We start from the raw sequence: 7389 nt of genomic DNA, 5'->3' as shown, positions 1-7389 counted from the left end.
TGTTTTCCCCGCTACTTTTACCTCCTTACAGGCTTTCGCCCACATAAAGTTTATTTGTAGCAACGTATCGCTACACGGTCGCAGAACACAAGCTGTGCTGATTTTTTATCGGCTGTTTCCTCCCAAATACGGTAGATGTTATCGACGCAGGCGTTGATTTTACTACCCTCAAAATCAGGCAGCATATCGTTGAGCATACGCTGGTCAAGAGCCAACTTTCTACCGTCGTTTGTGATTTTGAGCATATTATCTACACTTGAATCCACACCGCCACCACGGACTTTCTCGGCTCGCTCCGCAAGGGAAGCAACCATTTCTTTCTGCATTTCAGACGGCTTGACTGCAACATTGTGGAAGTGTGCATCCGGCACAGGCAATTCCAACATATCCGCCGTCTTAATGTCGGCGACCTCCTTAAACATCGCCATAAGCTCCGGAAGGTTGTAGAATTTTGCAAAGCGGGTTTTCGCTCTGTAACCCGTTCCCTCGGGAACGAGTTTGTCAAGATGATTTTTGTAAGTTTTCTAAATTCAAATATTTATCCGCTGAAAAATCTCCCAACATCTCGTGTCTGCATATTTCTTGAAACACCGTATTCAAAGGCTTCTTCGCACTTTCCGATTGCTTCACATTTACAATAAAAGTTGTTTTGCCTATTCGTGTTGTATAAGATAAAGTATTCTCTTTCATATAATCATTTTCTCCTTTTCATAAATTGATTGTGGGGCATTCCGTTTGGAACACCCCACAAATACAGCCTGTTTCATCGGAACATATCAAGAAGTCATTAAGTCGTGAGTATAATGGAAAAGGTTATCTTTCCATACCTCGCTTGCTCTTTCGTGCCTTGATACGCTCCTGTCTTTCTTTTTCCCTTGCTTCTTTTTCGGCTCGTTCCTGTGCTTCCTTAAAAGAAAAAAGTTGCTTCACTTTTTCGGTAAAAAGTTTGGCAACTTCGGGGAAATGTTCCAACGCTTCAAGAAAAGGTCTGCACTTTTCTTTCAGTTCGTTGTATTTGGTTTTCATTCGTTCCAATGCGTTTGCACTGTCCATATACTTCTGTCGGTAAAAATTTGCACTCTGCTCAAATTTTTTGATTTCCGCACGACTGGTAATACCCTCTTTGGCAAGGGCTGTCAGTTGAGAATAATCCTCTTTAGAGATTGCCATTTTACCTGTGATTGTTTTCTGCCCCATACTGTCAATCTCGTTTAATGTTTTGGAAACATTACGGGCAGGCTCATACTTGACTTGTTCCTTTTGAATACGCTTCTGCAACTTCTCCAATCGTTCTTTATCCTGCTTGATTTGATATTGCAGGGAAGTTAAATGCTCCGCTGTACTTCCGTATTCGCCACGCTGAAAGCCCTTGAACCCTTGTTCCGTCATATAGTGAAACAATTCATCTTGCAGTATGCTGTACGAAGCTCGAAACATCGGCTTGCCGTTCTTCCTAAGAAGCGGATTTCCTTTTTCATCGGTCAGCGGAATATCCGATTTCCATTTCTTTGAATGGCTAATCTGATTAACCACTTCCTTGACTGTTCCTCGCAGTTTTTCGTCTTTGCAACGCTTACTCCATAGGATTTCTTTCTCCACCACTGGCAGAACCATAGCGTGAAGATGATAGTGGTAAACCTCTTTTCCCAGTTCTTCGCTTGCGGCTACATTGATTTCATCAGCGTGCATTACCGCCGATATAACATTGTCCGCACCGAATTTTTCTTCGATGAAATGATAGGCTTCTTCATAAAACTGCTTTGCGTATTCATAACCACCGTTACGCTCGAAGTACATCGTGTTCACATCAATCACAATCTCATTGAAAAGGGTAGCGTCTTTCCTTAACCCACGAAGCGACACCTGCCCGTCTGTTTCCATCTGCTTTAACTGCTCCATATAGGTCGGGGCAGTCGGCTTTTTGAAATGCACATTAAAGGGTATTCGTTCCACAATTACATTCATATTTTCATAGGTTTCATTCTTGCGTTCGTTGTGCCTTTCCGCCTTGCTCACATCAGAAGCGGTGTACTTTTTTACCCTTGCACAACTCATATCCGCCTTATTGTTTTTTGCCATTTTGCTCTCCTTTCCAGACAGGGCGAAGCCATTACACAACATTCTCTGAATGTGTGTAACCCACTATGACACTTTCAGACTTCGTCTGCAAAGATGTCGTGGGCAAGGGAGTTCCCCCTTGACCTCCTTTTGATACCTCAATCATAAAAACAGACTGTCCTCCCATCAGACAGCCTGCTTTTATTCTCTCGGTATATCGCCCATCGGCAAAGACCAGTACCACAGAAAGCCTCGTTTTCGTGAGATAACGCCTGCTTTCTTCTTTGCCTTTTTGATGGTCGATTTCTTGAACCCTGCGGCTTCAAGTCTTTCTTCGCAATCCGAAGAAAGCATTTCTCCGTCTTTCAGCATTTCCAAAAGAAATTCTTTCGCCTTGATTTCCTTTTCGTTCGGTCTGCCCATTTTGGGTGCGAGGGATTGGAACGCTTCTTCTGCTGTCATTTCCATTTCAGAGATAAAGTCCACTCCCTTTTCTGCAACCTCAAAGAGAATTGCAGAGCCTGTCGGGGCAAGGTTGGATTTCACTTGAACCATATATCTTTCCGCCGGTGCTTCTTTGTTCGGTGTGCGTGTGATTGCAAGAATACTTCTTGCAGCACCCGCAATATCAATCGAACCGTTGGTACGATAAAGAGGGTTGGTATCTCTCATCTTGTTCATATGAGCGATAATCACAATGGCACAGCCTGTATTTTTTGCAACTGCAATCAAGTGATTAAACTCTGCCCTTGTTTCGTTGGCATTGTTCATTGAGCAATTCTCTCCGATATAAGAGCTCATCGGGTCAAGAATTAAAAGTTTTGCGTGATACTTTTCGATTGCTTCAGCAATACGGTTATCCCCAAAGGATAAAGACTTTTCATCTTCCTTGATGAAGATAAGATTTTCTCCGTTCCCACCGGCAGAATTAAATCGGGGTACTACCGTATCATCTGCGTCATCTTCCGTTGTCTGATAGATGATAGTCATAGGCTCTGTTTCTTCATCGGTAAAGGGGAGAAACTCTCCCTTAGAGAGCAGGGCGGCAATGGAAAGCATCAACTTGCTTTTTCCATCGCCGGGATCTCCCTGCAACAGCGTAACCTTGCCGAACGGAATATACGGATACCACAGCCATTTCACTTCTCTCGGCTCAATCTCACTTGCCTTGATAACTTCAAGAGGTACATTTACATTCATTTCATTTTCCATCTGCTTCATCTTTCTTCGTTCTCCTTTTCGATAAATACTTAGGGCAAAGCACCACAATACAGCGGAAACTCTGCTTGCAGTCATTACTGCATTTTCTGCAAAGTTCGTTGTAGGTAATGCGATTTCTTTCGTTCAGAAACAATGCCCACTCTTGTTTCCGTTTCTTGCTCATTCTCGGCATATCAATCCTCCTTTCCGTCTGAAAATAAAAAAACCACAGGAAAGATACTCAGAGCCTTGTTTCTGTCATTTCTCGGGGCGAAAATCGGGCAAATTTGCCTTTTTATGCCTTTCAAAAAATCACACAAGGTATTTGTACTAACCTGTGGTTATGTATAAAATTGTAGGGTTTGGGGTAACAAAAAACACCGTATTTCTACGATGTTTTTCGTACTTCAACTATTGTTGTTTCACCAAACTAATCTTTATCTTGTCCACGACACTTTAACGCTTTAATTAAAAGATATTTCGACATCATTTAATAATTGTATTTATAGCGGACTGCACTGCTTTATATCTTCCTTCATCTGATAATGATGCCAAGCAGGTAATCAAATATTCCTTGCCATCTTTTTTATAAAGAACAACAATATTATAGGAAGATGCCATAGTTCCTGTTTTTATTCCTTTTACATTTTCATTATAGTACGGTGACTTTTTATCTAAAAACTTATTGGTATTTTTCCAAGTAAATTCACCTTGTGGAGTTTGAATTGAGAAAGTGCTTTTCCCTACACATTCTTTAACAAAATCATAATTATAAAGCTTCAAGGCTACACGATTAATATCATCCAAATGTGTATCGGCTGACATAGATGCCCCGCTCGGATCATTATACAAATTTGTTTTAGAATAGCCTTCTTCAATTAAATACTCACTTAGCTCTGTCGTAAAATAATTTATATATTCCGTTGCTGTATAGCCCTCTCCTAATTCATTTTTAGCAATATAATATGCCAACGAATAGGCAGCATCGTTTCCCGAAGGAACAAGCATAGCTTCCATTATTTCTTTTACTGTGTACTTCCCAACTTTTAGATTTGCTAAAGATGACCCAGCCGGCACAAGATCCAATACCTCTTGATTTACTTCAATAACATCTTCCAAGTTAACTTTTGTCAAAGCATAGTCAATGACAAATAGTTTTGCCAAACTTGCTACTGTGGGCAATTGGCTATCTCCCTCGTAAAATAAATATTCACCCTGTTCAATATCATAAACAGAAAACGAAAGAGCGTCCTGAGGAATGTTAAGCTCATTTGTACTCAGTTGAAAATCGATTTTTTTATACACATCCTTAAAAAAATCAAAACGATAAATCCCTGTTTTATATAATCCAACTACTGCTACAAACGCTATAAGCAAGACTGTTGTAAAAACCATTATTATCTTTATCTTTTTGTATTTTCTATTCTTCTTCATACTCTCACCTACAAATTCATTTCGTTATTTCTAATAAAATATAACCTTCCGTTAAACATTATAACAAAAGTCATCATTTTTTTCAATACTTCAAACTACTTCGACTATACTCACAACTTTATGACTTCTTGAATACTTGCCGAAAAAAGAAAACTGCCATCAATTAAGACAGCAGTTCCTTTTCGGCTGGTATGCTATTAGGAATACACAATATCGTTCAATACAATCTCATCTGCACAGGCTCGGATATTGTTCATCAATCCTATCCATTTCATCATATCCTTTCCTTTCAGTTCTTCCGTCACACCCTGCTTTCTTGCCATTTCCTTTATCAGATACTCCGCCATATCACACGCCGAAGTATCAATATCGGCAAGGTGTTCATATAACTTTCCGCTTGTAAGCAGATTGATATACAAGATTTTCCTGTGTTCCCTTAAATATCTTTCCCTCATTCTTCCGTATTTTGTGAGAGTGGGCGGTTCTTCGTTTTCTATCGTCAAGCAGGGATAGTAATAATCTCCGATGAGTTCGTACTGGATACCAGTTCTTTCGTCTGTAATAAATCGTTGCATCCTGATTTCTCCTTTTGCTTCTTGTGGTAAAATTCCAAAGATTTCTCGTTGTGATTTTGTTTTTGACATTCCTCGGAACAGAATTTCTGCTGACTGTGTGTAGGCCAGTAGGTACTGCCACACACAGCACAGACACGCTGACGATAATAATGATTTCCTTTTTCTGCTTCTCTGTCGGCTTTTGTCTTATCCTGCCTTGCCTGATAGCAACAATCCTTTGAACAGAATATCTGTCGGTTACTTGTAGGCACAAACTCTTTTTGACAGTGAGGACATATCTTTGTTTTGACGATTTCTCCACCGTTTTCAGCGAGTTTTTTTGCCTTTCGCTTCTCTCGGTATGCTTTTTCACGCTCACGCTGTTTTGCCAGTCGTTCCATTTCAATCTGTTCTTCCTGTGCCTTGATTTCAGCAAGTTCTTCTTCCGTATAGGCAATATCGACCTGCCCAACATAGTTGAAATAAATATCAACCTTTTGTGTCCTTGCTTTTCCCATACCCGCTGCTTCATAAACCACAATCTTGTCAATGAGTTCAGCAAACATCAAATCGGAAATTTCTGTCGGCTCTTTGCACTTGCGTATCAAAGAAATGAAATGCTTAATATCCACCGTATTTGCCTTTTCTTCGGTCAGTTCCTTTTCCATTTCCTCAATCTTCGTTTCCAGTTCAGCCTGTTCATCATCGTACTGCTTCATCAGTTGCTTATACTGTCTTTCGGGCAGTAATCCCGAAACAAGATTTTCATACAAGCCACGAATAAGTTTAGATAATTCATCGTATCGCTTCTGAAAACGGTGCAATTCCGATTTATTGTGCTTTGGCTTTTCTGTCTGCTTTTCATTCCAAAGTGCTTGAAGTTCCTTTGCAAAGGCTTCTTCATCATTCAGAACAAATTTTGATAATCGTTTTACAGCCGATAATATCAAGGCTTCAACATTATCAGCACTAATCGAATGGGCAGTACAAGCGTTTACTCTGCTTGCATACCCGCCGCAACGGTAAGAATACTGCACCGAACGGTCCTTTTTACTGTAATGCGTTTGCAAGGTCATTCTTCTGCCACAATCCGCACAGTACAGATAACCGCTTAAACGATTGCTATGCGTACCTTTGGTTGCTGTCCTGTTCGCTCGTTTCTTTCGCTTCTGAACGCTGTCCCATAGTTCCTGCGAGATGATAGGCTTGTGTGTATTATAAAATACATACTGTTCTTCTTCATCGGTATTCTTCCTTTTGTGCAGTTTGAAATTGGTGCTGACCGATTTACGCAAAACGGTATGACCGAGATATTCCTGTCTGCTCAAAATCGCTCTTATGGTTGACATTCCCCAAGTATATGGGTCTGAAAACTTCGTTCCATTATACTGCTCGGGGTGATACTGCTTTGCGTGTGCTGCCGGAATTAAAACCTTTTCTTCGGTAAGCAATTCAGCGATTGCTCTCGGACTTTTGCCCTCGTTGGCAAGCAAAAAGATACGCTTTACCACCTCAGAAGCCACAGGGTCAACAACAAGCGTTTGTTTGTCGGTTGCTAATCGGTTATATCCATAGGGAATTGAACCGCTACAACGCTTTCCGTCTTTCATACGGGCATCAAACACAGCCTTGATTTTATTGCTTGTGTCTTTTGCGTACCATTCGTTCATTATATTCAAAAACGGAGCAAAGTCATTATCCGAAGCATTGTTGCTGTCAATACTGTTGTTTATCGCAAGAAAACGGACATCTTTCTGCGGAAACAGAACTTCCGTATAAAAGCCGACTTGCAGATAGTTTCGCCCTAATCGGCTCATATCCTTAACAATAATCGTTGCGACATTTCCTGCTTCTACTTCCTTAATCAGTTCTTGAAAACTCGGACGATTGAAATTCACACCCGAAAAACCATCGTCAGTAAAATGGCGGATATTCGTAAAGCCATTTCTTCGGGCGTAATCTTCCAAGTATTGCTTTTGGTTGGTGATTGAGTTTGACTCACCATTAAGGTCATCATCTCTTGATAAACGCTCATAGAGTGCTGTAATCTTTGAAGTCCTTGACATTCTCTTATCCTCCTTTCTTTATGTAATCCGATTTAGCATTACAGGAATTACTCCCTCTGCTAATAGGAGAAAATAGG

The 7389-nt window shown here is 40.6% G+C and carries 7 protein-coding genes and 1 pseudogene; all 8 read right to left on the bottom strand.

The genetic code is table 11. From position 1 onward, the window contains the following. Positions 1–77 precede the first annotated feature (77 nt). Positions 78–500, bottom strand: a pseudogene (locus tag WMO66_RS12995) (hypothetical protein); the annotation flags it as partial. Between the two features lies 1 nt (position 501). Then, positions 502–690 carry a transposon-encoded TnpW family protein gene (locus WMO66_RS12990; protein ID WP_004452856.1) on the bottom strand — a complete coding sequence of 63 codons (189 nt, stop codon included), beginning with the start codon at positions 688–690 and terminating at the stop codon, positions 502–504. Positions 691–813: 123 nt separating this feature from the next. Beyond that, positions 814–2079: a plasmid recombination protein gene (locus tag WMO66_RS12985; RefSeq protein ID WP_215707675.1), complete on the bottom strand. Its 1266-nt coding sequence runs from the start codon at positions 2077–2079 to the stop codon at positions 814–816. Between the two features lie 180 nt (positions 2080–2259). Further along, on the bottom strand, positions 2260–3279 hold the full coding sequence (locus tag WMO66_RS12980; RefSeq protein WP_349136835.1) for an AAA family ATPase: 1020 nt from the start codon (positions 3277–3279) through the stop codon (positions 2260–2262). After that, positions 3260–3451, bottom strand: coding sequence for a hypothetical protein (locus WMO66_RS12975; RefSeq protein ID WP_278458798.1), 192 nt, complete (start codon positions 3449–3451; stop codon positions 3260–3262). Before WMO66_RS12975 ends, WMO66_RS12980 begins: the two co-directional genes overlap by 20 nt. Positions 3452–3744: 293 nt before the next feature. Next, positions 3745–4692: a serine hydrolase gene (locus WMO66_RS12970; protein WP_169277270.1), complete on the bottom strand. Its 948-nt coding sequence runs from the start codon at positions 4690–4692 to the stop codon at positions 3745–3747. A 197-nt stretch (positions 4693–4889) separates the two neighbouring features. Beyond that, on the bottom strand, positions 4890–5267 hold the full coding sequence (locus WMO66_RS12965) for a TnpV protein (protein WP_032511034.1): 378 nt from the start codon (positions 5265–5267) through the stop codon (positions 4890–4892). Continuing rightward, on the bottom strand, positions 5192–7312 hold the full coding sequence (locus WMO66_RS12960; protein ID WP_349136834.1) for a recombinase family protein: 2121 nt from the start codon (positions 7310–7312) through the stop codon (positions 5192–5194). The genes WMO66_RS12965 and WMO66_RS12960 overlap by 76 nt, the downstream gene beginning before the upstream one ends. Positions 7313–7389: the final 77 nt, after the last annotated feature.

It is taken from the genome of Faecousia intestinalis (assembly GCF_040096185.1).
Lineage (GTDB): Bacteria > Bacillota > Clostridia > Oscillospirales > Oscillospiraceae > JAZOXB01.
This window is presented reverse-complemented; position numbering and strand designations above follow the sequence as displayed.